We start from the raw sequence: 25,091 nt of genomic DNA, 5'->3' as shown, positions 1-25,091 counted from the left end.
CTGTGCCAGGTCTCGCACAACCATCCCCGGCCATCGCGTGTCGTGGATAGCGGCAGACTGTGGGCACAATTGGCTTTGGCGTCGGACAGCGCGCAACGGATGGGGAGGCAGGAACGACGGTGGCGGAACGGAGCACGGCTGCCGTCGACGTGGCAGCAGGGGGCGACGAGGAGTCGCTGACCGCCAAGGCGGACCAGGCCACGGCCGACGGGGCGGCCCAGAGCCGAGAGACGAAGGCTGCCGAGGGCGAGAAGCAGTCCGGTGAAGACGCGGCGGAGCCCGCGCAGACACCGGCCGCCAACACCGCGAAGCCACCGAAGGCCACCACGAACGCGCAGGGGCAGGCGAAGACGCGGGCGCAGTCGCAGGCTGCTGCTACGAACGCCGACGCGACGCGTGCCGACGGACCCCGTACCGACGGACCCCGTGCCGATGCAGCCGACGCCGACGCGACCGGCGCCGACGTGGCGGGCAAGCCGCAAGCCACGCCGCCCGAGCTGCACAGCGGCCACAAGCTCGCGCGCCGCTACCGCCTCGAGGAGTGCGTCACCCGACTGGACGGTTTCAGCAGTTGGCGTGCGGTCGACGAGAAGCTGCGCCGGGCCGTCGGCGTCCACCTCCTCCCGGCCGATCACCCGCGGGCCCGCGCCGTGCTGTCCGCGGCCCGTTCCTCCGCGCTCCTCGGCGACCCGCGCTTCGTGCAGGTCCTGGACGCGGTGGAGGAGAACGACCTTGTCTACGTCGTCCACGAGTGGCTGCCCGACGCCGTCGAGCTGACCACCCTCCTCGCCTCCGGCCCGCTGGAGGCGCACGACGCGTACCAGCTGGTCAGCCAGGTCTCCCAGGCCATGGCCGCCGCCCACCGCGAGGGCCTGGCGCATCTGCGGCTCACTCCGAGCGCGGTGCTGCGCAGCTCCTCCGGCCAGTACCGCATCCGCGGCCTCGCCGTGAACGCCGCCCTCCGCGGCATCAGCAGCGACACCCCGCAGCGCACCGACACGGAGGCCATCGGCGCCCTCCTGTACGCCTCGCTGACGCAGCGCTGGCCGTACGAGGACGACGCGTACGGCCTGTCGGGGCTGCCGAAGGACATCGGCCTGATCGCTCCCGACCAGGTGCGGGCCGGTGTGCACCGCGGCCTGTCCGAGCTGGCCATGCGCGCGCTGGTCAACGACGGGGCGACGGCCTCGCGGCAGGACCAGCCGTGCGCCACCCCGGAGGAGCTGGCCAAGGCGGTCTCGGAGATGCCGCGCATCCGCCCGCCGGAGCCCTCGTTCACGGCGCCGCCGGAGTACCAGCGCACGACCTACCAGCAGGGCACGTACGGCCGGCCCACCGCCGCCGCTGCCGGTGCGCAGCCGCTGCCGGCCGCGCCGCCCGCCCCGCTGCAGAGCCGTACGGGCAAGGCCCTCAAGTGGGCCGTCTCCGCGCTGCTGATCGCCGCGCTGGGCCTGGGCAGCTGGCAGCTCGCGGACGCCCTGATGGAGAGCGACCAGCCCGCAGGGCCCGGCACGTCGCAGCCCGGCGAGGAGGGCGAAGGCGCCAAGCCCGCGCCCGGCAAGCCGCTGCAGATCAGCGATGCGTACGAGTTCGCGCCCAGCGGCAGCGGCATCAAGGAGCAGGACGTCCCGAACGCCGTGGACGGCGCGGCCGGCACCTCCTGGATCACGCCGCAGTACAAGGGCTTCGCGAACTTCGGCAACCTTCCGAACCGTAAGCAGGGCAGCGGCATAATCGTCGATCTCGGCAGTGTCCGGGACGTTTCCGGATTCGAGATCGCCATGTATCGGGCGGGGCAGAAGGCGGAGGTTCTGGCCGCGCCCGACGACGCTTCTCAGCCTTCTTCGCTGAGCGAGTTCTCCAAGGAACTCAGCAAGCTCGGCGAGGCCGGAAAGCAGCTCAAGAAGACCCTCGACGAACCGGTGCGCACCCGCTACCTCCTGGTGCACATCACGTCCCTGCCGACCGACGGCGCGGCGGAGCTCTTCCGGGGCGGCATTTCCGAGATCAAGGTGCTCGGCACGGCCCGCGAAGGGGCCGGAGAAGAATAGCCACATCGCGTATTCCTCGCCGCAATTCAACGAAAGCCCGGGAGTTCCGCACTCCCGGGCTTTCCCTTTCTTACGGGGCATTCCGGACTGTTTACACGCTCTGAGGAGCCCCGATACGCTGAGCGCTCGACCGAGGTAGGGGGAGCAGGTGCAGGCGGAGGACATCTCAGGAGTCCCTGACGCGACGCTCCTGGCCCGCCATGTCGACGGGGACCCCGATGCCTTCGGCGAGCTCGTACGACGCCACCGCGACCGTCTCTGGGCCGTGGCCCTGCGCACGCTCGGCGACCGGGAGGAGGCCGCGGACGCCGTGCAGGACGCCCTGGTCTCCGCGTACCGGGCGGCGCACACCTTCCGCGGTCAGTCGGCGGTCACCACCTGGCTGCACCGCATCACCGTCAACGCCTGCCTCGACCGGGCGCGCAAGGCCGCGTCCCGCAAGACCTCCCCGGTCGACGACACCGAGCGTCTGGAGCAGCTCCTCGAACCGCACGAGTCGGCCTCCGCGCCGGCCGAACGGCAGGATCTGCACCGGCAGCTCATCGAGGCGCTCGGCACGCTTCCGCCGGACCAGCGGGCCGCGCTGGTCCTCGTCGACATGCAGGGCTATCCGGTGGCCGAGGCTGCCGGGGTGCTCGGGGTCCCCACGGGCACGGTGAAGAGCCGCTGCGCCCGCGGCAGAGCCCGCCTCCTTCCGCTGCTCAGCCATCTGCGTACGGACTCCGGTCCGAGCCGGACTGAGAAGAAGCCCGGCGGGGGAAGGAACCGGACGCAGGACGCATCCGTCCCACCGGCAGCACCAGCGCATGACGCAAGGACTCAGGGAACAGATCCAGGCGACTCAGCAGCCGTGAAGGGCGGAGGTGGGCGAGCATGACAGCCACGACCGGCGCGGCCGAGCACCCGGACGTGACAGAACTCTCCGATCTCACGGAGGGACTGCTGCCCCCGTCCCGTACGAGCGAGGTGCGCGGCCATGTCGACGAGTGCGAGCTCTGTGCCGACGTACTCGACTCGCTGACCGAGATCCGCGGGCTGCTCGGCACGCTGCCCGGGCCGCCGCAGATGCCGGCCGATGTCGCGGGCCGGATCGACGCCGCGCTGGCTGCGGAGGCGCTGCTCGACTCAACTCGGCCTGAGGACACGGGAATCTCCTCTGTCGCGGCTTCCACGGCTGCGGTGTCGGGGACCGATGTTTCACGTGAAACGGCGAGCGCCGACGCTGCTTCCGCTGCCGTCTCGGTGGGCCCGGTGGGCTCTGGGGACCCGGTGGGCTCTGGGGACCCGGTGGGCTCTGGGGACCCGGTGGACTCGGTGGGCTCGGTGGACCGCCCGGCGTCCGCTGGCGCTCCCGACCGGCCCGCCGACCGCCTCTCCGACCGCCCTGCCGGCCACCCTCGTGCCGCGACCGGTCCCGGTCGCCGCTCCGGTGGGCCTCGCCGCCGGCGTCGCAACGTCGCCGGTGCCGTGCTCGGCGCCGTCGCCACGGTGGCGGCCATCGGGCTCGGCACGTTGATGCTGCAGTCCGGCGACAACGCGGACTCCGGCCCGACCAGCGCCTCCGACGCGGCCGGAACGCAGACCTTCTCGGGCTCGGCGCTCGACGACCAGGTCGCCTCGATGCTCGCCAAGGACCAGCGCGCGGCGCCGGACGGATCGACGCCCTCCTTCAGTACGGAGTCCAGCCCCGAGTCCCCCGACGAGGAGAGCCGGCGTACGCCGAAGACCAACACCCCGATGCGCAGCGCCGATCCGAACGTCCCGCAGTGCATCGCGCTCGGCATCGACGAGAAGGCGCCGCCGCTCGCCTCCAAGAAGGGCACGTACGCGGGGAAGGACGCCTATCTCGTCGTGCTGCCCGACACCACGGACGGGACGCGCGTCACGGCGTACGTGGTGGACGCCTCCTGTGTCACGGAGGGCGCCCCGAAGAAGGGCGAGGTCCTGATGTCCCACTCGTACCCGCGCCCCTGACGGCTGCCTGGGCACTGTCCGAGGACCGCCTGAGGTCTGCCTGAGGTCTGCCCGAGGTCTGCCTGAGGACTCCGCGTCCCACAGTGGGAATGCTCGCCCCGTAGGATCCGTTGGGTGGGGTGAGAGTCCTGAAGCTGGGCTCCTCCCGAGGCATTAGGCAGTCCGCAGAGACGAGGAATCAAGCCGTGAGCGACGTCCGTAACGTGATCATCATCGGCTCCGGGCCCGCCGGCTACACGGCCGCGCTCTACACCGCGCGCGCCTCGCTGAAGCCGCTGGTGTTCGAAGGTGCCGTCACCGCAGGCGGTGCGTTGATGAACACCACCGAGGTGGAGAACTTCCCCGGATTCCAGGACGGCGTGATGGGCCCCGAGCTCATGGACAACATGCGCGCCCAGGCCGAGCGCTTCGGCGCCGAGCTGATCCCGGACGACGTGGTCTCCGTCGACCTCTCCGGCGAGATCAAGACCGTCACCGACACCGCCGGCACGGTCCACCGCGCCAAGGCCGTCATCGTCACGACCGGCTCGCAGCACCGCAAGCTCGGCCTGCCGAACGAGGACGCGCTCTCCGGCCGCGGCGTCTCGTGGTGCGCCACCTGCGACGGCTTCTTCTTCAAGGACCAGGACATCGCCGTGATCGGCGGCGGCGACACCGCGATGGAGGAGGCCACGTTCCTCTCCCGCTTCGCCAAGTCCGTGACGATCGTGCACCGTCGCGACAGCCTGCGTGCCTCGAAGGCCATGCAGGAGCGCGCCTTCGCCGACCCGAAGATCAAGTTCGCCTGGGACAGCGAGGTCGCGGAGATCCACGGCGACCAGAAGCTCAGCGGCCTCACCCTGCGCAGCACGAAGACCGGTGAGACGTCCGAGCTTCCCGTCACGGGCCTGTTCATCGCGATCGGCCACGACCCGCGTACGGAGCTCTTCAAGGGCCAGCTGAACCTGGACGACGAGGGCTACCTCCAGGTCGAGTCCCCCTCGACGCGCACCAACCTGACGGGTGTCTTCGCGGCGGGCGACGTCGTGGACCACACCTACCGCCAGGCGATCACCGCTGCCGGCACCGGCTGCTCCGCCGCTCTCGACGCCGAGCGCTACCTGGCCGCTCTCGCCGACAACGAGGCCACGGCCGCCGCCGCGGTCTGACCCCACTCAGCCCCACCCTCAGTTCAGTTAAGGAGAACAACGCCATGGCCGGTGCCACGATCACCGTGACGGACGCGGACTTCGAAGAGAAGGTCCTCAAGAGCAACAAGCCCGTGCTCGTCGACTTCTGGGCTGCCTGGTGCGGCCCGTGCCGCCAGATCGCCCCCTCCCTGGAGGCCATCGCGGCCGAGCACGACGAGATCGTCGTCGCGAAGCTCAACATCGACGAGAACCCGGCCACGGCCGCGAAGTACGGCGTAATGTCGATCCCGACGCTGAACGTCTACCAGGGCGGCGAGGTCGCCAAGACCATCGTCGGCGCCAAGCCGAAGGCCGCCATCGAGCGCGACCTCGAGGGCTTCATCGGCTGACGCTCCGCGCGCACTGTTTCACGTGAAACGGGCCCAACCCCTTTGAGGGTTGGGCCCGTTCGCGTACCTGCCGACTGTCACAGCGGCCGCAGCGCCGGCTCCTTCTGCACGGCCCCCAGCAGCCGGTCCAACGCCAGCTCGACGTCCTCCTTCCAGGACAACGTCGTACGCAGCTCGAGCCGCAGCCGTGGATACCGAGCATGCGGTCGTACGGTCTTGAAGCCCACCGCGAGCAGATGGTCGGCGGGCAGCACGCACCCCGGCTCTTTCCATCGGGCGTCGCCGAACGCCTCGATCGCCTTGAAGCCGCGCCGCAGCAGATCCTTGGCGACCGTCTGCACCAGCACGCGCCCCAGGCCCTGCCCCTGGTACCCGGGGATGATGAAGCCCGTCATCAGCTGCACCGCATCGGGCGCCACCGGACTGGTCGGGAAGGCCGTGGAACGCGGCACATACGCGGGCGGCGCGTACAGCACAAAGCCCACCGGCACGTCGTCCACGTAGACGACACGGCCGCACGAGCCCCACTCCAGGAGCACCGCGGAGATCCAGGCCTCCTTCTCCAGCTCCGGAGTGCCTGCCTTTACCGCGTCCTGTCCGCTGACCGGATCGAGCTCCCAGAAGACGCATGTTCTGCAGCGCTTCGGGAGATCCGGGAGATTGTCCAGCGTGAGCGGTACGAGCCGACGCCCCATGAAGGCAGTTCCTCACTTCCTTGGCGCGCCGCCCCACGGGCGGCTGTCAGAACGCTCCGCTCCCTGAGCAGGCTGCCGACGAAACCGCCGACGGCTCCCAGCCCAAGTCCTGCCGTCATCAGGCCCGTGCGGCTGACCGATCGCATGGCCCCCGCCCCTTCTTCCGAGGTGCTGTCAGGTGGATGCGTTCTTCTTCAACGCATGGTAGTCACCCAGCGATTGCACCGATACCGGCGGAAAGCAAAGAGCAGGCCGTGTTCCGGTACACACCGGACACGGCCTGCTCTGTGCTGGCTGTGCTGCGCCGCTACTCGTCGGCGTCCTGCGGGCCCTTGTCGAGGACGGGTCCTTCGCCCGGAGCGAGCGTGCCGAGGATGCGCTCCAGGTCGTCCATCGAGGCAAACTCAACGACGATCTTGCCCTTCTTCTGCCCGAGGTCGACCTTCACTCGCGTCTCGAACCGGTCCGAGAGCCGGGAGGCGAGATCGCTGAGCGAGGGCGAAACCCGGCCGCCGGCCCGCGGGCCCTTGCTGCGCGGAGCGCTCTTGGGCCGTGAACCCATCAGAGTGACGATCTCCTCGACCGCCCGCACCGAGAGGCCCTCGGCGACGATCCGATGAGCCAGCCGGTCCTGCTCCTCCGAGTCCTCGACGGACAGCAGCGCCCGCGCATGCCCCGCGGACAGCACACCGGCCGCCACGCGACGCTGCACGGCCGGGGAGAGCTTCAGCAGCCGCAGCGTGTTGGAGACCTGCGGACGCGAACGCCCGATCCGGTCGGCCAGCTGGTCGTGCGTGCAGTTGAAGTCCTTGAGCAGCTGGTCGTAGGCCGCCGCCTCTTCGAGCGGGTTCAGCTGGGCACGGTGCAGGTTCTCAAGCAGCGCGTCCAGGAGCAGCTTCTCGTCGTCCGTGGCGCGGACGATCGCGGGGATCCGCTCCAGGCCCGCCTCACGGCAGGCCCGCCAGCGCCGCTCACCCATGATCAGCTCATAGCGCGAGGGCCCCAACTGCCGTACGACGACGGGCTGGAGGAGACCGACCTCCTTGATGGAGGTGATCAGCTCGTTCAGCGCGTCCTCGTCGAAGACCTCACGCGGCTGCCGCGGGTTGGGCGTGATGCTGTCGAGCGCGAGCTCGGCGAAGTGCGCACCCGCGGGCGGCTCCGGCGTGGCCGGGGCTTCCTCGCTCGGCGGCTGCTCCGTTTCACGTGAAACATTGCCCTGCGGAAGCGAGGCCAACTTGGCCGCGGGAACGCCTCGTTCGGCGGTCAGCACCGGGGCGGGGCCGGGGGAGTTCGCGCCCTCGGTCTCGGCCGACGGGGCCGGCTTCTCTCCGGTCGGGGCCGCAGGGATCAGCGCACCAAGCCCCCGCCCCAGACCCCTACGTCGATCGCTCACTGGATCCCCTCCGCCATGTTCTGCCGCCCGTTCTGCGTACGCGAGTGGGCATGCTGTGCGTCGTACCGTACGCCCACACCGCGCAGAGCCATCTCGCGGGCCGCTTCGAGGTACGAGAGTGCGCCACTCGACCCCGGATCATAGGTCAGCACCGTCTGGCCGTAGCTCGGAGCCTCCGAGATACGCACGGAGCGCGGGATGCTCGTCCGCAGCACCTCGTCGCCGAAGTGGTTGCGCACCTCTTCCGCCACCTGGGAGGCGAGGCGGGTCCGGCCGTCGTACATGGTCAGCAGGATCGTCGACACATGCAGGTCGGGGTTGAGGTGGCCGCGGACGAGGTCGACGTTGCGGAGCAGTTGGCCGAGGCCCTCCAGCGCGTAGTACTCGCACTGGATCGGGATGAGCACCTCTGCGCCGGCGACCAGGGCGTTGACGGTCAGCAGGCCCAGGGACGGCGGGCAGTCGATCAGGACGTAATCGAGCGGCTGCTCATAGGCCTGGATGGCTCGCTGCAGGCGGCTTTCCCGCGCCACCAGCGACACCAGCTCGATCTCCGCACCGGCGAGATCGATGGTCGCCGGAGCGCAGAAGAGCCCCTCGACGTCGGGGACGGGCTGGACCACTTCGGAGAGCGGCTTGCTCTCCACCAACACGTCGTAGATGGAAGGGACTTCGGCGTGATGGTCGATCCCCAGCGCCGTGGAGGCGTTGCCCTGCGGGTCAAGGTCGATCACCAGAACGCGTGCGCCGTGGAGCGCGAGCGAAGCGGCAAGGTTGACCGTTGTGGTCGTCTTGCCGACCCCGCCCTTCTGGTTGGCGACCACCATGACTCGGGTCTGCTCGGGCCGTGGAAGGCCCTCGCCGGCGCGGCCAAGAGCCTCCACCGCCAGTTGGGCAGCACGACCAATGGGGGTGTCGTCCATCGGGGTCGGTGTTTCACGTGAAACATCCTCCCCCGCCGACTCAGTACGGGGACCGGGGACCGGATCGGTCATCGGTCCCGCGATGTTGGCGTCGGACCGCAAGGATTCACTCTCCTCGACTTCAGGCTCGCAATGAACAGAGCCTCCCATGCCCTTGGGGTCGTGAACCAGCGAGGCCCGTTCTTCTGTGGAATCTGTGGATGAATCCACCTCTGTGGACAACTCCGCCCCCCTTACGGGGGGTTTCCGGTCGCGCGGAGTGGCGGCAGCGCGGCCTCGGCTGATGATCCCCTGCAGCAGTGAGCGACGTTTCACGTGAAACACGATGCCAGGGAGGAGTCCGTTTAACCCGTGACACTCCGATTTGCCCGCTTTATCCATACCGGAGTTGGCGGGCCATGAGCGAGCCTCAACTCGCTCATGCAGTGCGGTCGTTCAGCGACGACGCCCACGCGAGGCTCGCGTGGCACGCGCCGCCTTCGCACGCTTCGCCGCGAACCGCACACCGCCGGGGCTCTCCCCGACCTCGACTCGCACGACCGTGGACAGCGGCTCGACGACGCCCTCGCCGACCTGCAGCACGGAGGTCTTCACCGCACCGAGCTTGGCGAGAGCCGCCTTGGCCGCCTTCACCTCTTCCTCAGCGGTGTCGCCCTTGAGCAGCAGCATCTCTCCGTACGGCCGCAGCAGCGGCACGCCCCAGGTGGCGAGGCGGTCCAGGGGGGCCACGGCGCGGGCCGTCACGACATGGACGGGCTGGAACTTGCCGAGCACCTCCTCGGCCCGGCCGCGCATGACCGTCACATGGTCGAGGCCGAGCAGCTCGACGACCTCGGTGAGGAAGTTCGTACGCCGCAGCAGCGGTTCAAGGAGCGTGATCTTCAGGTCGGGGCGGACCAGGGCCAGCGGGATGCCGGGCAGACCGGCGCCCGAGCCGACGTCGCAGACCGTCACGCCCTCGGGCACGACCTCGGACAGCACCGCGCAGTTCAGCAGGTGCCGCTCCCACAGCCGGGGCACCTCGCGCGGGCCGATCAGACCGCGCCGCACACCTGCGTCGGCCAGCAGCTCCGCGTACCGGACCGCGTCCGTGAAGCGCTCACCGAATACCTCACGGGCCTGCTCCGGCGCCGGGGGGAGTTCTGCTGCCTCCGTCACGGGGACCGTCCTTCCGTACCGCACTGGGTGCTGAATATCAGGCTGACAAAGATCGGCCCCGCCTGCGAAACAGACGGGGCCGGGAACTGCTGAGGATCAAGCAGGGAGAACGACGACGAAGCGCTGCGGCTCCTCGCCCTCGGACTCGCTGCGCAGACCGGCGCTCTTGACCGCGTCGTGCACGACCTTGCGCTCGAACGGCGTCATCGGCTTGAGCTTGACCGGCTCGCCGCTGCTCTTCGCCTCGGCCGCGGCCTTGGCGCCCAGCTCGGACAGCTCGGCCCGCTTCTTCGCGCGGAAGCCGGCGATGTCCAGCATCAGGCGGCTGCGGTCGCCGGTCTCGCGGTGCACGGCGAGCCGAGTGAGCTCCTGCAGAGCCTCGAGCACCTCGCCGTCACGGCCGACCAGCTTCTGCAGGTCACGGCTGCCGGAGTCGCTGATGATCGAGACAGCGGCCCGGTCGGCCTCGACGTCCATGTCGATGTCGCCGTCGAGGTCGGCGATGTCCAGCAGACCCTCGAGGTAGTCCGCCGCGATCTCGCCCTCCTGCTCAAGGCGGGTCAGGGTGTCGCCGGCCTCAGCAGCAGCCGAGGTGGTGGTGCCTTCCGTCACGGGATGGGCTCCTTCTTACTTCTTGGACGGGTGCTTGGGCCGCTGCGGACCCTTGCGCTGTCCGGACTTGGCTTTGCTGCGGTTGCCGGTGCCGGGCTTGGCGCCCGCCGACTTGGCCTTGGATACGGCGTCCTTGGGCTCGCCCTCGGACTTCTGCAGCGAGGTCTTGGCCTCGGAGTCGCTCTTGGCGGTCTGCGACTGGGCGGTGCCGGACTGGCGCTGGGACTTGGTCTGCCGCTTCGGCTGCTGGCGCTTCTGCGTGCCGCCGGCGCCGGCCTCGTCACCCTCGGCCACGGCGACCGCGGTGTCGCTCTTCGCCACGACGCCGTCGGCCTGCGCGGCGAGCCCGGCCTTGCTCAGGCCGTTGATGAACTTGCGCTCGATCTCGTTGCGGTCGCGGCCCTTGGCGACGATCGCCTTGACGATGTTGCGCTCGCTCTTGCGCATCTTGCCGCCCTGGCTACGGGTCAGCTTGGCCTGCAGCCGCTCCAGGTACGCACCCTGCGCCTTGCTGCCCGGGGTCGGGTTCTGGCGGATGACGTACATCTGCTGGCCCATGGTCCACACGTTGGTGGTCAGCCAGTAGACGAGAACACCGACGGGGAAGTTGATGCCGAAGACGGCGAAGATGATGGGGAAGACGTACATCAGCATCTTCTGCTGCTGCATGAACGGCGTCTTCACCGTCATGTCGACGTTCTTCGTCATCAGCTGGCGCTGCGTGAAGAACTGCGACAGCGACATCATGATGATCATGACCGCGGTCACGATGCGGACGTTGGTCAGCGACGCGTCGAGGGCAGCGACCTTCTCGGGGCTGTCCATGAACTTCGCGGCCAGCGGGGCGCCGAAGATGTGCGCCTTCTGGGCGCTCGCAAGCAGCGACTGGTCGATGACGTCACCGACGGTCTTGTTCGAGGCGATGCTGTTGAGCACGTGGTACAGCGCGAAGAAGAACGGCGACTGCGCCAGGATGGGAAGGCACGAGGAGAGCGGGTTGGTGCCCGTCTCCTTGTACAGCTTCATCATCTCTTCGGACTGGCGCTGCTTGTCGTTCTTGTAGCGCTCCTGGATCTTCTTCATCTCGGGCTGCAGCGTCTGCATGCCACGAGTCGCCTTGATCTGCTTCACGAAGAGCGGGATCAGGCAGATCCGGATCAGAACCACCAGAGACACGATCGACAGGCCCCAGGCCCAGCCCGTGTCCGGGCCGAAGATCGCCCCGTACAGCTTGTGGAACTGGACGATGACCCACGCGACGGGTGTGGTGATAAAGCTGAAGAAACTGGCGATCGTGTCCACTAATCAGGCTCCTTGAGCATGGGACGGGGTCTCAGTGGCGGACTTCCCGCCCTTGTTGCGCCAGGCGTTGCGCAGCATTTCGTGCCACCGGGGCCGTTTGCGCGGCGGGACATGGTCCACGCCGCCGTGCGACCACGGGTTGCACCGCAGGATGCGCCAGGCAGTGAGCGCCGTCCCCTTGATCGCACCGTGCCGGTCGATGGCCTGGTAGCCGTAGTGGGAGCACGACGGGTAGTACTTGCACACCGGGCCCAGGAGTGGACTGATGGTCCACTGGTAGATCTTGATCAGGGCCAGCAGTGGGTACTTCATCGCGCGCCCCCTCCCAGCAGTCGCTGCAGGGCGACGTCCAGGTCTCGGGCCAGCTGTGCTTGGTCGGCGTCGCCCGCTCCGGGCAACGCGCGTACGACTACCAGGCTACCGGGGGGCAGCTGGGCCAGCCGCTCGCGCATCAGGTGCCGCAGTCTGCGCTTCACCTTGTTCCGTACGACCGCCACGCCCACGGCCTTGCTCACGACGAAACCCGCACGCGTCGGGGGAACGCTCTCCCCAGGCGCGTGCGGGTCCGTTGTACCGCTGCGTAGATGGACGACGAGGAGCGGGCGGCCGGCCCGGCGTCCTCGGCGTACCGCGGTCGCGAAGTCTTCGCGCCGCCTCAGCCGGTTCTCGGTAGGCAGCACGACGTCATGACCTGCTGCGGATCAGGCAGACAGGCGGGCGCGACCCTTGCTGCGGCGGGACGCCAGGACGGCGCGGCCGGCACGGGTGCGCATACGCAGCCGGAAGCCGTGGGTCTTCGCGCGACGACGGTTGTTCGGCTGGAAGGTGCGCTTGCTCACTCGGGGGCTCCAGAAATGAATCGGGTGACGGCGGGTGTCGTCTGGCTGTCACCGTGCGCCCGCGAGGAGCTCGCAATACGCCCGAGTGCACCGCTGCACGGTTCAGATCGGACCGTGATCCATGCCCATCGGAGGCAGGCGGCAGCAGCCATCGACAACTCGACCTGGTCACGGTACGCGCGGCTACGCCATCCGGTCAAACCGGCAGTACGCGGGGGGACACTGTGCACAGCCTGTGGACAACAACTTGAACCGTACCCGTCGCCCTGACTACCTTGGCTGAACTCCGATTCGTTCCCTTCCCCCCGCACCACCCGATTTCCGTTACGACCCGTCCCGAGAACCACACATTCGTGGGACCCATGAGAGAGCGTGCCCTGTGGCTGACGTACCTGCCGATCTTGCCGCAGTGTGGCCACGCGTCCTGGAACAACTCCTGGGTGAGGGTCGCGGTCAGGGTGTCGAGGCGAAGGACGAGCACTGGATCCGGCGCTGCCAGCCGCTGGCACTGGTCGCCGACACCGCCCTGCTCGCCGTGCCGAACGAGTTCGCCAAAGGCGTACTCGAGGGCCGGCTCGCCCCGGTGGTCAGCGAGACCCTGAGCCGCGAGTGCGGCCGCCCGATCCGCATCGCCATCACGGTCGACGACTCCGCGAACGAACCGGCCCCCGCCCCGGCCCCGGCCCCGCAGCGCTACGAAGAGCCGCAGCAGCAGCGGTACGAGGAGCCGGAGCTCCCGGGCGCGCACCAGGACCGCGATCAGCGGGACCAGAGAGACCAGAGGGAACAGCGCGACCAGCGGGAGCATCGGGACCTGGACCAGCGCGACCAGTACGAGGCCTATCGCCGCCGCGACGACATGCCGTCGGGCCGCGGCGAACACCCCGGCACGCACGCGGGCACGCACCCCGGCGCCCACACCGACCAGTTGCCGACGGCCCGTCCCGCCTACCCGGACTATCAGCGTCCGGAGCCCGGCGCCTGGCCCCGGCCCACCCAGGACGACTACGGCTGGCAGCAGCCCCGCCTCGGCTACCCCGAGCGCGACCCGTACGCGTCCCCCTCGACTCAGCACGACTACCGCACGGGCCCGCAGGACCGCCCGCAGTACGACCAGGACCGCTCCCAGTACGAGCAGGAGCACGCGTCGTACGAGCAGGAGCGTCCGTCGTACGAGGAGCGGTCGCCGTACGAGCAGCAGGGGCGGGAGCGCAGGGAGCTGCCGGACTCCGGGCCGGGCGGACCGGGCGGACCGGGCGGGCACGGCGCGCACCAGAGTCACAGCGGGCCGCGGCCCGGGCACACCGGTGGTCCGGGCGTTCCCGGCGGTCGGGGTGTGCACGGCGCGGGGCCGGGGACGGGTTCGCTGCCCGCGTCCAGTGGTGCGCCGGGCCCGCTCGCCGCGCAGCCGGCGCCCGCGACGGGTCCGGGTGAGCCGACGGCTCGGCTGAACCCGAAGTACCTCTTCGACACCTTCGTCATCGGCGCCTCGAACCGCTTCGCGCACGCGGCGGCGGTGGCGGTCGCCGAGGCGCCGGCGAAGGCGTACAACCCCCTGTTCATCTATGGGGAGTCGGGGCTCGGCAAGACGCATCTGCTGCACGCGATCGGGCACTACGCGCGGAGCCTCTATCCGGGGACGCGGGTGCGGTACGTGAGCTCGGAGGAGTTCACCAACGAGTTCATCAACTCGATCCGTGACGGCAAGGGCGACAGCTTCCGCAAGCGGTACCGCGAGATGGACATCCTGCTCGTCGACGACATCCAGTTCCTCGCGGACAAGGAGTCGACGCAGGAGGAGTTCTTCCACACTTTCAACACGCTCCACAACGCGAACAAGCAGATCGTGCTCTCCAGCGACCGGCCGCCGAAGCAGCTGGTGACCCTTGAGGACCGGCTGCGGAACCGTTTCGAGTGGGGTCTGATCACGGACGTCCAGCCGCCCGAGCTGGAGACCCGGATCGCGATCCTCCGTAAGAAGGCGGTGCAGGAGCAGCTGAACGCTCCGCCGGAGGTCCTGGAGTTCATCGCGTCCCGGATCTCGCGCAACATCCGTGAGCTGGAAGGTGCGTTGATCCGGGTCACGGCCTTCGCCTCGCTCAATCGACAGCCTGTGGATCTCGGTCTGACGGAGATCGTCCTCAAGGACCTGATCCCCGGCGGCGAGGACGCGGCGCCCGAGATCACGGCGACGGCGATCATGGCGGCGACCGCGGACTACTTCGGGCTGACGGTGGACGACCTGTGCGGATCGTCGCGCAGCCGCGTCCTGGTGACGGCCCGCCAGATCGCGATGTACCTGTGCCGCGAGCTGACGGATCTCTCCCTGCCGAAGATCGGCGCGCAGTTCGGCGGCCGCGACCACACGACGGTCATGCACGCCGACCGGAAGATCCGCGCGCTGATGGCGGAGCGCCGCTCCATCTACAACCAGGTCACGGAACTCACCAACCGCATCAAGAACGGCTGACGACAGGGGAGTTGGGCACCGCGAGACGCCCGCCGACGACTCCTCGGACCTCCTGACGCCCGCTTCCCAGGCGCCCGCGAGCACGGCTCGTGGGCGCCTTTCGCGTACGTGGAAACCGCTCGTCCTGGTCCTGAGAGCGGCCCTCGCGAGCTCCTCCGCGGCCTCTCCGATGCTCCTCCGCGGCGTCTCCGATGCTCCTCCGCGGCCTCTCCGATGCTCCTCCGCGGCCTCTCCGGCGCCCCTCCGCGCCGCCTCGCGCTTTCCCCAGGGGTCGCCGCGTGTTCGATTTCGGGTCTACGGGAGGCTGTTCTCCACAGAAATGACGCTGTGGGCCCGTCCACACCCTGGGGACTGGGAAGTTGTCCATACTGCGTCCACAGGCGGGCCTGGTGACAGATCATCATCCCAGGTCAGGTGGCTGTGGATTCGTGGACGAAAGATCTCCACAGACTGTGGACAAAGATCTTGCCCACAAGCCGCCCGAAGCGTTGTCCACCGGCAACCCACAGGCAGAGGCCGGTTGTCCCCAGCTTTCCCCAGCTTCTCCACATGGCTGTCCACTGTTCGGCAACGCAACGCGCCTCCTCACCGGGTCGAGTGAAAGGCGTCACACCAAGGTGCTGGGTTGGGCTGTGGGGAACCGGGGTAAAGCTGGGGACAGCGCTGGGGAGAAGTGGCCCTGTCCTGTGTATCGGGTGTGCAGAACTTTTCGGTGTCCACAGCGGAGCCGGGTTATCCACGAGCTCCACCCACAGGACCAGTGGAAAAAATTTGGGGCTTGACCTGCGAAAACGCGGTTTTCCACGGTTTCCACAGGCCCTACTACTACCCCCACACAGATAACCCGGGGAACTTGTCTCGAAGACGGGGCTGTGCACAACTCGCGCTTCGTCGGTCGGCTGCCGCACGTCACGACTTGACCCCGAGCCGCACCGAGTGTCGGTGCTGTGCGTCAGACTGGTCCCCGGTGTTCTCCCCACCCTGGGGACGCATCAACCAAACCGACGAGAGTCCAGTGGGCTCAGCAGGCCAGCAGGGCGAGCAGCCAGGCAACAGCAGGAGGCGGCTTACGTGAAGATCCGGGTGGAGCGCGATGTACTGGCGGAGGCAGTGGCCTGGGCGGCACGCAGCCTCCCCGCCCGTCCGCCGGCGCCGGTCCTGGCGGGCCTGCTGCTGAAGGCCGAGGACGGCGCCCTGAGCCTTTCCGGCTTCGACTACGAGGTCTCGGCGCGAGTCTCCGTCGAGGCGGAGGTCGACGAGGACGGCACGGTGCTCGTCTCCGGCCGCCTGCTCGCGGACATCTGCCGCGCCCTCCCCAACCGCCCTGTGGAGATCTCCACGGACGGCGTGCGGGCCACGGTCGTCTGCGGCTCCTCGCGATTCACACTCCACACCCTTCCTGTGGAGGAGTACCCGGCGCTGCCGCAGATGCCGACCGCCACCGGCACCGTCCCTGGTGAGGTCTTCGCCGCGGCCGCCGCCCAGGTCGCCATCGCCGCCGGCCGTGACGACACCCTCCCGGTGCTCACGGGTGTGCGCATCGAGATCGAGGGCGACACGGTGACGCTCGCCTCCACCGACCGCTACCGCTTCGCGGTCCGCGAGTTCCTGTGGAAGCCCGAGGTGCCGGATGCCTCCGCGGTCGCCCTGGTGCCCGCCAAGACGCTCCAGGACACCGCCAAGTCCCTGACCAGCGGTGACAGCGTCACGATCGCCCTGTCCAGCTCCGGTGCCGGCGAGGGCCTCATCGGCTTCGAGGGTGCGGGCCGGCGTACGACGACGCGACTCCTCGAGGGCGACCTGCCGAAGTACCGCACGCTGTTCCCGACGGAGTTCAACTCCGTCGCCGTCATCGAGACCGCGCCGTTCGTCGAGGCCGTCAAGCGCGTGGCCCTCGTCGCCGAGCGGAACACCCCGGTGCGGCTCAGCTTCGAGCAGGGCGTGCTGATCCTGGAGGCCGGCTCCAGCGACGACGCACAGGCTGTGGAAAGGGTCGACGCCCAGCTGGAGGGCGACGACATCTCGATCGCCTTCAACCCCACGTTCCTGCTCGACGGCCTCAGCGCGATCGACTCCCCGGCCGCGCAGCTGTCGTTCACGACGTCCACCAAGCCCGCGCTCCTCAGCGGCAAGCCGGCGCTCGACGCCGAGGCGGACGAGGCGTACAAGTACCTGATCATGCCCGTCCGGCTGAGCGGCTGAGGCGGACGGACCGCGGGTCCCGGGCCGCCCAGTTGAGCGGCCCGGGCCGGCAGGTGTGCCGACACGTCCCGGCGTAGGCTCGGACGTGGGTACGAAACACCAGCACGCTAATTGAAGGATGACCTGATGGAGCTCGGTCTCGTCGGCCTCGGCAAGATGGGCGGCAACATGCGCGAGCGCATCCGCCGCGCAGGCCACACCGTCATCGGATACGACCGCAACCCCGACCTCGCGGACGTCCACAGCCTGCAGGAGCTTGTGGAGAAGCTGAAGGGCCCGCGGGTCGTCTGGGTGATGGTCCCCGCCGGTGCGGCGACGCAGTCGACGATCGACGAGCTGGCCGAACTCCTCCAGCCCGGCGACGTGGTCGTGGACGGCGGCAACTCCCGCTGGACCGACGACGAGAAGCACGCCGAGGAGCTCGCCGCCAAGGGCATCGGCTTCGTGGACTGCGGTGTCTCCGGCGGCGTCTGGGGCCTGGAGAACGGCTACGCGCTGATGTACGGCGGCTCCGCCGACGACGTCGCGAAGGTCCAGCCGATCTTCGACGCCCTGAAGCCCGAGGGAGACTTCGGCTCCGTGCACGCCGGCAAGGTCGGCGCCGGGCACTTCGCGAAGATGGTCCACAACGGCATCGAGTACGCGATGATGCAGGCCTACGCCGAGGGCTGGGAGCTCCTGGAGAAGGTCGACTCGGTGACCGACGTCCGCGAGGTCTTCCGCTCCTGGCAGGAAGGCACGGTCATCCGCTCCTGGCTGCTCGACCTCGCGGTCAACGCCCTCGACGAGGACGAGCACCTCGACAAGCTGCGCGGTTATGCACAGGACTCCGGCGAGGGCCGCTGGACTGTGGAAGCCGCCATCGACAACGCCGTGCCGCTGCCGGCCATCACCGCCTCGCTGTTCGCGCGCTTCGCCTCCCGCCAGGAGGACTCGCCGCAGATGAAGATGATCGCCGCGCTGCGCAACCAGTTCGGCGGCCACGCGGTGGAGAAGAAGTAGCGCTCGCCGCAGCGGCAGCCGCAGTAGGCAGCGGTCAGCCGCAGTAGTAAGTAGCAGTCCGGATCCACAGCCTGTGGATCCGCCGTTCGCGGATCCACGGGACTGTCCACACGTGGGGGAGGTCGGTCCACGGCCATGCACGTCACGCACCTGTCGCTGGCCGACTTCCGCTCGTACGCCCGGGTCGAGGTCCCGCTCGAGCCGGGCGTCACCGCTTTCGTGGGGCCCAACGGCCAGGGCAAGACCAACCTCGTCGAGGCCGTCGGATACCTCGCCAACCTCGGCAGCCACCGCGTCTCCTCCGACGCCCCGCTGGTCCGCATGGGCGCCGACCGCGCCATCGTCCGCGCCGCCGTGCGCCAGGGCGAACGCCAGCAGCTGATCGAGCTCGAACTCAACCCGGGCAAGGCCAACCGCGCCCGCATCAACAGGTCCTCGCAGGTCAGACCGCGTGACGTGCTCGGCATCCTGCGCACCGTCCTGTTCGCGCCCGAGGACCTCGCGCTCGTGAAGGGCGACCCCGGCGAGCGCCGCCGCTTCCTCGACGAGCTGGTCACCGCCCGCTCCCCGCGCATGTCCGGCGTCCGCTCCGACTACGACCGGGTGCTGAAGCAGCGCAACACCCTGCTCAAGTCCGCCGCCATGGCCCGCAGACACGGCGGCCGCTCCATGGACATGTCCACGCTCGACGTCTGGGACCAGCATCTCGCCCGCGCCGGCGCCGAACTCCTCGCCCAGCGGCTCGACTTGATCGCCACCCTCCAGCCCCTGGCCGACAAGGCGTACGAGCAGCTCGCCCCCGGCGGCGGCCCCCTCACCCTGGAGTACCGGCCGTCCGCCGAAGGCTCCGGCCACAGCCGCGAAGAGCTGTACGAGCAGCTGATCGAGGCCCTCGCCTCCGTCCGCAAGCAGGAGATCGAGCGCGGCGTCACCCTCGTCGGCCCGCACCGCGACGACCTGCTCCTCAAGCTCGGCCAACTCCCCGCGAAGGGATACGCGAGCCACGGCGAGTCCTGGTCGTACGCCCTCGCCCTGCGCCTCGCCTCGTACGACCTGCTGCGGGCGGAGGGGAACGAGCCGGTGCTCGTGCTCGACGACGTGTTCGCCGAGCTCGACGCCCGCCGCCGCGAACGCCTCGCCGAGCTCGTCGCCCCCGGCGAGCAGGTCCTCGTCACGGCGGCCGTGGACGACGACGTGCCGGAGATCCTCACCGGCACGCGGTACGCGGTCGGCGCGGGCGAGGTGACCCGGGCGTGAGCGACAAGTCCGAGGAGACCCCGAAACCCGCCGAGCCCAGCGGCGTCGACCTCGCGCGGGTCGCGCTGCGCGCCGCCAAGGAGCAGGCCCGTGCCCGCGGCGCCGCCGCCGAGCAGAAGAAGCAGGCCCGACGCGGCGGCCTCAGGTCCGGCGCCCGTGCCGACGGCCGCGACCCGCAGCCGCTCGGCGCCGCCATCAACCGGCTGATCACCGAACGCGGCTGGGAGACCCCGGCCGCCGTCGGCGGCGTCATGGGCCGCTGGCCGCAGATCGTCGGCGACGACCTCGCCAAGCACTGCGTACCGCAGCGGTACGACGAAGAGGCCCGCGTCCTCACCGTCCAGTGCGACTCCACGACCTGGGCGACGCAGCTGCGGCTGCTCGCGCCGCAGCTGGTGGCGCGGCTCAACCAGGACCTCGGCCACGGCACCGTGAAGCTGATCAAGGTGCACGGCCCGCAGGGCCCGGCCCGCCGCTTCGGCCCCCTGCGCGCCCCCGGCAGCACGGGCCCCGGCGACACCTACGGCTGACCGCCGCTCTCCGCACGCTCTCCGCCCGCCCTGCGCACACCCCTTCGTACGTCCTGTGCGTACGTCCTGCCCCTGCCGTCGTACGCCCTGCGCGAGGGGCGCGCGGGCCCCGGCAAATCGGGTGCTACCGCACCGTAGCGGAGGGTTGACAGCCCGAAGCGCTGAGCGCCGCTGTGAGCCTCTTGGAGCCCCTTTCCACATATGGGGAGTCGGCTCCGGCCGATTCAGGGCGGCACATGAGGACTCAGGTACCGCCAAACGCCCATCACTGTCGGCGCTACCGGTAGACTGGAGGCTAATCTCGCCTCATTCGTGAGGCGCGGTCAGGAAACACGCGAGAACGCTGCACCAGGCTGTCCACTCAGCCGACCACCAGTCGACACACAGAACGACGCAGCCGCTCCCGCCCACACGGGAGCTCGGCTTGTGCTGTGCCAGAAAGGGCGCTTCGTGGCCGATTCCGGCAACCCCAACGAGAACATCCCGTCTCCCGCCGGCGAGAACGGCGAGGCACCGGTGTCGTACGACGCCAGCGCCATCACCGTCCTCGAGGGGCTGGACGCGGTCCGCAAGCGGCCCGGCATGTACATCGGCTCGACCGGTGAGCGGGGCCTGCACCACATGGTCCAGGAGGTCGTCGACAACAGTGTCGACGAGGCGCTCGCGGGCCACGCGGACACCATCGACGTCACGATCCTCGCCGACGGCGGCGTGCGCGTCGTCGACAACGGCCGCGGCATCCCGGTGGGCATCCACCCCGTCGAGAAGAAGCCGGCCGTCGAGGTCGTGCTGACGGTGCTGCACGCGGGCGGCAAGTTCGGCGGCGGCGGATACGCCGTCTCCGGTGGTCTGCACGGCGTCGGCGTCTCCGTCGTGAACGCGCTCTCGACCAAGCTGGCCGTGGAGATCAAGACCGACGGCTACCGCTGGACCCAGGACTACAAGGGCGGCGCCCCCACCGCGCCCCTGGAGCGGCACGAGGCCACCGAGGAGACCGGCACCTCGGTCACCTTCTGGGCCGACGGCGACATCTTCGAGACCACCGACTACTCCTTCGAGACGCTCTCGCGGCGCTTCCAGGAGATGGCCTTCCTCAACAAGGGCCTCACCATCAAGCTCACCGACGAGCGCGAGTCCGCCAAGGCCACCGCCGGCGCCGACTCCGCCGACGCGAGCGGCGAGGACGAGCACGAGGCCCGCACGGTCACGTACCACTACGAAGGCGGCATCGTCGACTTCGTGAAGTACCTCAACTCCCGCAAGGGCGACGTCATTCACCCCTCGGTGATCGACGTGGAGGCCGAGGACAAGGAGCGCCTCCTCTCCGTAGAGATCGCCATGCAGTGGAACACGCAGTTCAGCGAGGGCGTCTACTCCTTCGCGAACACGATCCACACCCACGAGGGCGGTACGCACGAAGAGGGCTTCCGCGCCGCCCTGACCTCCCTGGTCAACCGGTACGCGCGGGACAAGAAGCTGCTGCGCGAGAAGGACGACAACCTCTCCGGCGAGGACATCCGCGAGGGCCTCACCGCGATCATCTCGGTCAAGCTCGGCGAGCCCCAGTTCGAGGGCCAGACCAAGACCAAGCTGGGCAACACCGAGGCCAAGACCTTCGTCCAGAAGGTGGTGCACGAGCACCTCACCGACTGGTTCGACCGCAACCCCAACGAGGCCGCGGACATCATCCGCAAGGCCATCCAGGCCCAGACGGCCCGCGTCGCCGCCCGCAAGGCCCGCGACCTGACCCGCCGCAAGGGCCTCCTGGAGAGCGCCTCGCTGCCGGGCAAGCTCAGCGACTGCCAGTCCAACGACCCGACGAAGTGCGAGATCTTCATCGTCGAGGGTGACTCCGCAGGCGGCTCCGCCAAGTCCGGCCGCAACCCGGAGTACCAGGCGATCCTGCCCATCCGCGGCAAGATCCTGAACGTCGAGAAGGCCCGGGTCGACAAGATCCTGCAGAACACCGAGGTCCAGGCCCTCATCTCGGCCTTCGGCACCGGTGTGCACGAGGACTTCGACATCGAGAAGCTCCGCTACCACAAGATCATCTTGATGGCGGACGCCGACGTCGACGGCCAGCACATCAACACCCTGCTGCTGACCTTCCTCTTCCGCTTCATGCGCCCGCTGGTCGAGGCCGGCCACGTCTACCTCTCCCGTCCCCCGCTCTACAAGCTCAAGTGGACGAAGGACGACGTGGAGTACGCGTACTCGGACCGCGAGCGCGACGCCATGGTCGAGCTCGGCAAGCAGTCCGGCAAGCGCTTCCGCGACGACACCATCCAGCGATTCAAGGGTCTCGGCGAGATGAACGCCGAGGAGCTGCGCGTCACGACGATGGACCAGGACCACCGCGTCCTCGGCCAGGTCACGCTCGACGACGCCGCGCAGGCCGACGACCTGTTCTCGGTGCTGATGGGCGAGGACGTCGAAGCCCGGCGCTCGTTCATCCAGCGCAACGCCAAGGACGTCCGCTTCCTCGACATCTGAGTCGGCCGCACCAGCCGCAGCTCGAAAGGACTTTGACCAGCAATGGCCGACGAGACCACCCCGAACAACCCCGTCACGCCCGAAGTGCCCACGCCCGACGACCCCGAGGTCCCCGGCGTCGGCATGCGCGTCGAGCCCGTCGGACTCGAGACCGAGATGCAGCGCTCGTATCTCGACTACGCGATGTCCGTCATCGTCTCCCGCGCCCTCCCCGACGTCCGCGACGGCCTGAAGCCCGTCCACCGCCGCGTCCTGTACGCGATGTACGACGGCGGGTACCGCCCCGAGAAGGGCTTCTACAAGTGCGCCCGCGTCGTCGGCGACGTCATGGGTACGTACCACCCGCACGGCGACTCCTCCATCTACGACGCCCTCGTCCGCCTCGCCCAGCCCTGGTCGATGCGGATGCCGCTGGTCGACTCCAACGGCAACTTCGGCTCCCCGGGCAACGACCCCGCGGCCGCCATGCGCTACACCGAGTGCAAGATGGCCCCGCTGTCCATGGAGATGGTCCGGGACATCGACGAGGAGACCGTCGACTTCCAGGACAACTACGACGGCCGCAACCAGGAGCCGACGGTCCTGCCGTCCCGCTTCCCGAACCTGCTGGTCAACGGCTCGGCGGGCATCGCGGTCGGCATGGCCACCAACATCCCGCCGCACAACCTCCGCGAGGTCGCCGAGGGCGCCCAGTGGTACCTGGAGAACCCGGACGCCTCCCACGAGGAGCTGCTCGACGCCCTGATCGAGCGCATCAAGGGCCCCGACTTCCCGACCGGCGCCCTCGTCGTCGGCCGCAAGGGCATCGAGGAGGCGTACCGCACCGGGCGCGGCTCCATCACCATGCGCGCGGTCATCGAGGTCGAGGAGATCCAGGGCCGCCAGTGCCTGGTCGTCACCGAACTGCCGTACCAGGTCAACCCGGACAACCTCGCGCAGAAGATCGCCGACCTCGTGAAGGACGGCAAGATCGGCGGCATCGCCGACGTCCGCGACGAGACCTCCTCCCGTACGGGACAGCGCCTCGTCATCGTCCTCAAGCGGGACGCGGTCGCCAAGGTCGTCCTCAACAACCTCTACAAGCACACCGACCTGCAGACCAACTTCGGCGCCAACATGCTGGCCCTGGTCGACGGCGTGCCCCGCACCCTCTCCCTCGACGCCTTCATCCGGCACTGGGTCAACCACCAGGTCGAGGTCATCGTCCGGCGCACCCGCTTCCGGCTGCGCAAGGCCGAGGAGCGCGCCCACATCCTGCGCGGTCTGCTCAAGGCCCTGGACGCGATCGACGAGGTCATCGCGCTCATCCGCCGCAGCGCCACGGTCGACGTCGCGCGCACCGGCCTGATGGAGCTCCTGGAGATCGACGAGATCCAGGCCAACGCCATCCTCGAGATGCAGCTGCGCCGCCTGGCCGCCCTGGAACGGCAGAAGATCACCCAGGAGCACGACGAACTGCAGGCGAAGATCAACGAGTACAACGCGATCCTGGCCTCGCCCGAGAAGCAGCGCCAGATCATCAGCGACGAACTCGCCGCGATCGTCGACAAGTTCGGCGACGACCGCCGCACCAAGCTGGTGCCCTTCGAGGGCGACATGTCCATCGAGGACCTGATCGCCGAAGAGGACATCGTCGTCACGATCACCCGCGGCGGGTACGTCAAGCGCACCAAGACCGACGACTACCGCTCGCAGAAGCGCGGCGGCAAGGGCGTCCGCGGCACGAAGCTCAAGGAAGACGACATCGTCGACCACTTCTTCGTGTCCACCACGCACCACTGGCTGCTGTTCTTCACCAACAAGGGCCGCGTCTACCGCGCGAAGGCGTACGAACTCCCCGACGCCGGACGCGACGCCCGCGGCCAGCACGTCGCGAACCTCCTCGCCTTCCAGCCGGACGAGCAGATCGCCGAGATCCTCGCCATCCGCGACTACGAGGCGGCGCCCTACCTGGTCCTCGCCACCAAGGCCGGCCTCGTCAAGAAGACGGCCCTGAAGGACTACGACTCGCCCCGTTCGGGTGGCGTCATCGCCATCAACCTCCGCGAGATGGAGGACGGCCGTGACGACGAGCTGATCGGGGCCGAGCTGGTCTCCTCCGCGGACGACCTGCTGCTGATCAGCAAGAAGGCCCAGTCCATCCGCTTCACGGCGACGGACGAGGCGCTGCGCCCGATGGGCCGCGCCACCTCCGGCGTCAAGGGCATGAGTTTCCGCGAGGGCGACGAGCTCCTCTCGATGAATGTCGTCCGGCCCGGTACGTTCGTGTTCACCGCCACCGACGGTGGGTACGCGAAGCGCACCGACGTCGACGAGTACCGCGTCCAGGGACGCGGCGGCCTCGGTATCAAGGCCGCCAAGATCGTGGAGGACCGCGGCGAACTCGTCGGCGCCCTGGTGGTCGAGGAGACCGACGAGATCCTCGCCATCACGCTGTCGGGCGGTGTGATTCGTACGCGAGTCAACGAGGTCAGGGAGACGGGCCGTGACACCATGGGCGTCCAACTGATCAACCTGGGCAAGCGCGATGCCGTCGTCGGCATCGCACGTAACGCCGAGGCCGGACGCGAGGCCGAGGAAGTCGACGGCGACGTCGACGAGTCGGACGAGACGACCCCGGTCGCCGGCACGGACGAGGGCGCAGCCACCGAGTCCGAGTAGCGCGAGG

At 69.2% G+C, this 25,091-nt stretch carries 21 protein-coding genes; 12 read left to right on the top strand and 9 right to left on the bottom strand.

The genetic code is table 11. From position 1 onward, the window contains the following. Positions 1–119 precede the first annotated feature (119 nt). The 5 genes from ACIDOF_RS12535 (at position 120) to trxA (ending at position 5,544) form a co-directional block, all read left to right on the top strand. A complete protein-coding gene (locus tag ACIDOF_RS12535) occupies positions 120–2,051 on the top strand; it encodes a protein kinase family protein (protein ID WP_409005893.1) in 1,932 nt (643 codons plus the stop codon). A gap of 148 nt (positions 2,052–2,199) precedes the next feature. After that, a complete protein-coding gene (sigM, locus tag ACIDOF_RS12530; protein WP_409005892.1) occupies positions 2,200–2,928 on the top strand; it encodes an RNA polymerase sigma factor SigM in 729 nt (242 codons plus the stop codon). After that, entirely contained in the window at positions 2,925–4,025 is a 1,101-nt protein-coding gene (locus tag ACIDOF_RS12525) for a hypothetical protein (RefSeq protein WP_409005891.1), read from the top strand. Before sigM ends, ACIDOF_RS12525 begins: the two co-directional genes overlap by 4 nt. 185 nt (positions 4,026–4,210) lie before the next feature. Further along, a complete protein-coding gene (gene trxB / locus ACIDOF_RS12520) occupies positions 4,211–5,173 on the top strand; it encodes a thioredoxin-disulfide reductase (RefSeq protein ID WP_409005890.1) in 963 nt (320 codons plus the stop codon). A gap of 44 nt (positions 5,174–5,217) precedes the next feature. After that, positions 5,218–5,544: a thioredoxin gene (trxA, locus tag ACIDOF_RS12515; protein ID WP_409005889.1), complete on the top strand. Its 327-nt coding sequence runs from the start codon at positions 5,218–5,220 to the stop codon at positions 5,542–5,544. Positions 5,545–5,621: 77 nt separating this feature from the next. Here the strand turns inward: trxA and ACIDOF_RS12510 are convergent, their stop codons facing one another. From ACIDOF_RS12510 to rpmH, 9 genes are all read right to left on the bottom strand, one after another. After that, positions 5,622–6,239: a GNAT family N-acetyltransferase gene (locus ACIDOF_RS12510; protein ID WP_409005888.1), complete on the bottom strand. Its 618-nt coding sequence runs from the start codon at positions 6,237–6,239 to the stop codon at positions 5,622–5,624. 307 nt (positions 6,240–6,546) lie between these two features. Further along, a complete protein-coding gene (locus ACIDOF_RS12505) occupies positions 6,547–7,635 on the bottom strand; it encodes a ParB/RepB/Spo0J family partition protein (protein WP_409005887.1) in 1,089 nt (362 codons plus the stop codon). Beyond that, on the bottom strand, positions 7,632–8,708 hold the full coding sequence (locus ACIDOF_RS12500; protein WP_409006089.1) for a ParA family protein: 1,077 nt from the start codon (positions 8,706–8,708) through the stop codon (positions 7,632–7,634). Before ACIDOF_RS12500 ends, ACIDOF_RS12505 begins: the two co-directional genes overlap by 4 nt. A gap of 285 nt (positions 8,709–8,993) precedes the next feature. After that, on the bottom strand, positions 8,994–9,716 hold the full coding sequence (gene rsmG, locus ACIDOF_RS12495) for a 16S rRNA (guanine(527)-N(7))-methyltransferase RsmG (RefSeq protein WP_409005886.1): 723 nt from the start codon (positions 9,714–9,716) through the stop codon (positions 8,994–8,996). A gap of 96 nt (positions 9,717–9,812) precedes the next feature. Then, a complete protein-coding gene (locus ACIDOF_RS12490) occupies positions 9,813–10,328 on the bottom strand; it encodes a protein jag (RefSeq protein ID WP_409005885.1) in 516 nt (171 codons plus the stop codon). A 15-nt stretch (positions 10,329–10,343) separates the two neighbouring features. Beyond that, positions 10,344–11,630, bottom strand: coding sequence for a membrane protein insertase YidC (gene yidC, locus ACIDOF_RS12485; protein ID WP_409005884.1), 1,287 nt, complete (start codon positions 11,628–11,630; stop codon positions 10,344–10,346). A 3-nt stretch (positions 11,631–11,633) separates the two neighbouring features. Then, positions 11,634–11,942, bottom strand: coding sequence for a membrane protein insertion efficiency factor YidD (yidD, locus tag ACIDOF_RS12480; protein ID WP_282540712.1), 309 nt, complete (start codon positions 11,940–11,942; stop codon positions 11,634–11,636). Continuing rightward, entirely contained in the window at positions 11,939–12,310 is a 372-nt protein-coding gene (gene rnpA, locus ACIDOF_RS12475) for a ribonuclease P protein component (RefSeq protein WP_409005883.1), read from the bottom strand. Before rnpA ends, yidD begins: the two co-directional genes overlap by 4 nt. A 21-nt stretch (positions 12,311–12,331) precedes the next feature. Further along, on the bottom strand, positions 12,332–12,469 hold the full coding sequence (gene rpmH / locus ACIDOF_RS12470) for a 50S ribosomal protein L34 (protein WP_016644655.1): 138 nt from the start codon (positions 12,467–12,469) through the stop codon (positions 12,332–12,334). Between the two features lie 379 nt (positions 12,470–12,848). On the opposite strand from rpmH, the gene dnaA reads away from it, so the two are divergent. From dnaA to gyrA, 7 genes are all read left to right on the top strand, one after another. Further along, positions 12,849–14,939 carry a chromosomal replication initiator protein DnaA gene (dnaA, locus tag ACIDOF_RS12465; protein ID WP_409005882.1) on the top strand — a complete coding sequence of 697 codons (2,091 nt, stop codon included), beginning with the start codon at positions 12,849–12,851 and terminating at the stop codon, positions 14,937–14,939. 1,071 nt (positions 14,940–16,010) lie between these two features. Continuing rightward, positions 16,011–17,141, top strand: coding sequence for a DNA polymerase III subunit beta (dnaN, locus tag ACIDOF_RS12460; protein ID WP_409005881.1), 1,131 nt, complete (start codon positions 16,011–16,013; stop codon positions 17,139–17,141). Between the two features lie 126 nt (positions 17,142–17,267). Beyond that, positions 17,268–18,143, top strand: coding sequence for a phosphogluconate dehydrogenase (NAD(+)-dependent, decarboxylating) (gene gnd / locus ACIDOF_RS12455; protein ID WP_409005880.1), 876 nt, complete (start codon positions 17,268–17,270; stop codon positions 18,141–18,143). 135 nt (positions 18,144–18,278) lie between these two features. Beyond that, positions 18,279–19,400 carry a DNA replication/repair protein RecF gene (gene recF, locus ACIDOF_RS12450; protein WP_409005879.1) on the top strand — a complete coding sequence of 374 codons (1,122 nt, stop codon included), beginning with the start codon at positions 18,279–18,281 and terminating at the stop codon, positions 19,398–19,400. Beyond that, the gene (locus tag ACIDOF_RS12445; RefSeq protein ID WP_409005878.1) at positions 19,397–19,930 is read left to right on the top strand and encodes a DUF721 domain-containing protein; all 534 of its coding nucleotides are present in this window, start codon (positions 19,397–19,399) and stop codon (positions 19,928–19,930) included. Before recF ends, ACIDOF_RS12445 begins: the two co-directional genes overlap by 4 nt. Positions 19,931–20,356: 426 nt before the next feature. Continuing rightward, positions 20,357–22,423: a DNA topoisomerase (ATP-hydrolyzing) subunit B gene (gene gyrB / locus ACIDOF_RS12440; protein ID WP_409005877.1), complete on the top strand. Its 2,067-nt coding sequence runs from the start codon at positions 20,357–20,359 to the stop codon at positions 22,421–22,423. A gap of 42 nt (positions 22,424–22,465) precedes the next feature. Then, entirely contained in the window at positions 22,466–25,084 is a 2,619-nt protein-coding gene (gene gyrA / locus ACIDOF_RS12435) for a DNA gyrase subunit A (protein WP_409005876.1), read from the top strand. The last annotated feature ends 7 nt before the right edge of the window (positions 25,085–25,091 follow it).

It is taken from the genome of Streptomyces sp. Da 82-17 (assembly GCF_046098215.1).
Taxonomy (GTDB): domain Bacteria; phylum Actinomycetota; class Actinomycetes; order Streptomycetales; family Streptomycetaceae; genus Streptomyces.
This window is presented reverse-complemented; position numbering and strand designations above follow the sequence as displayed.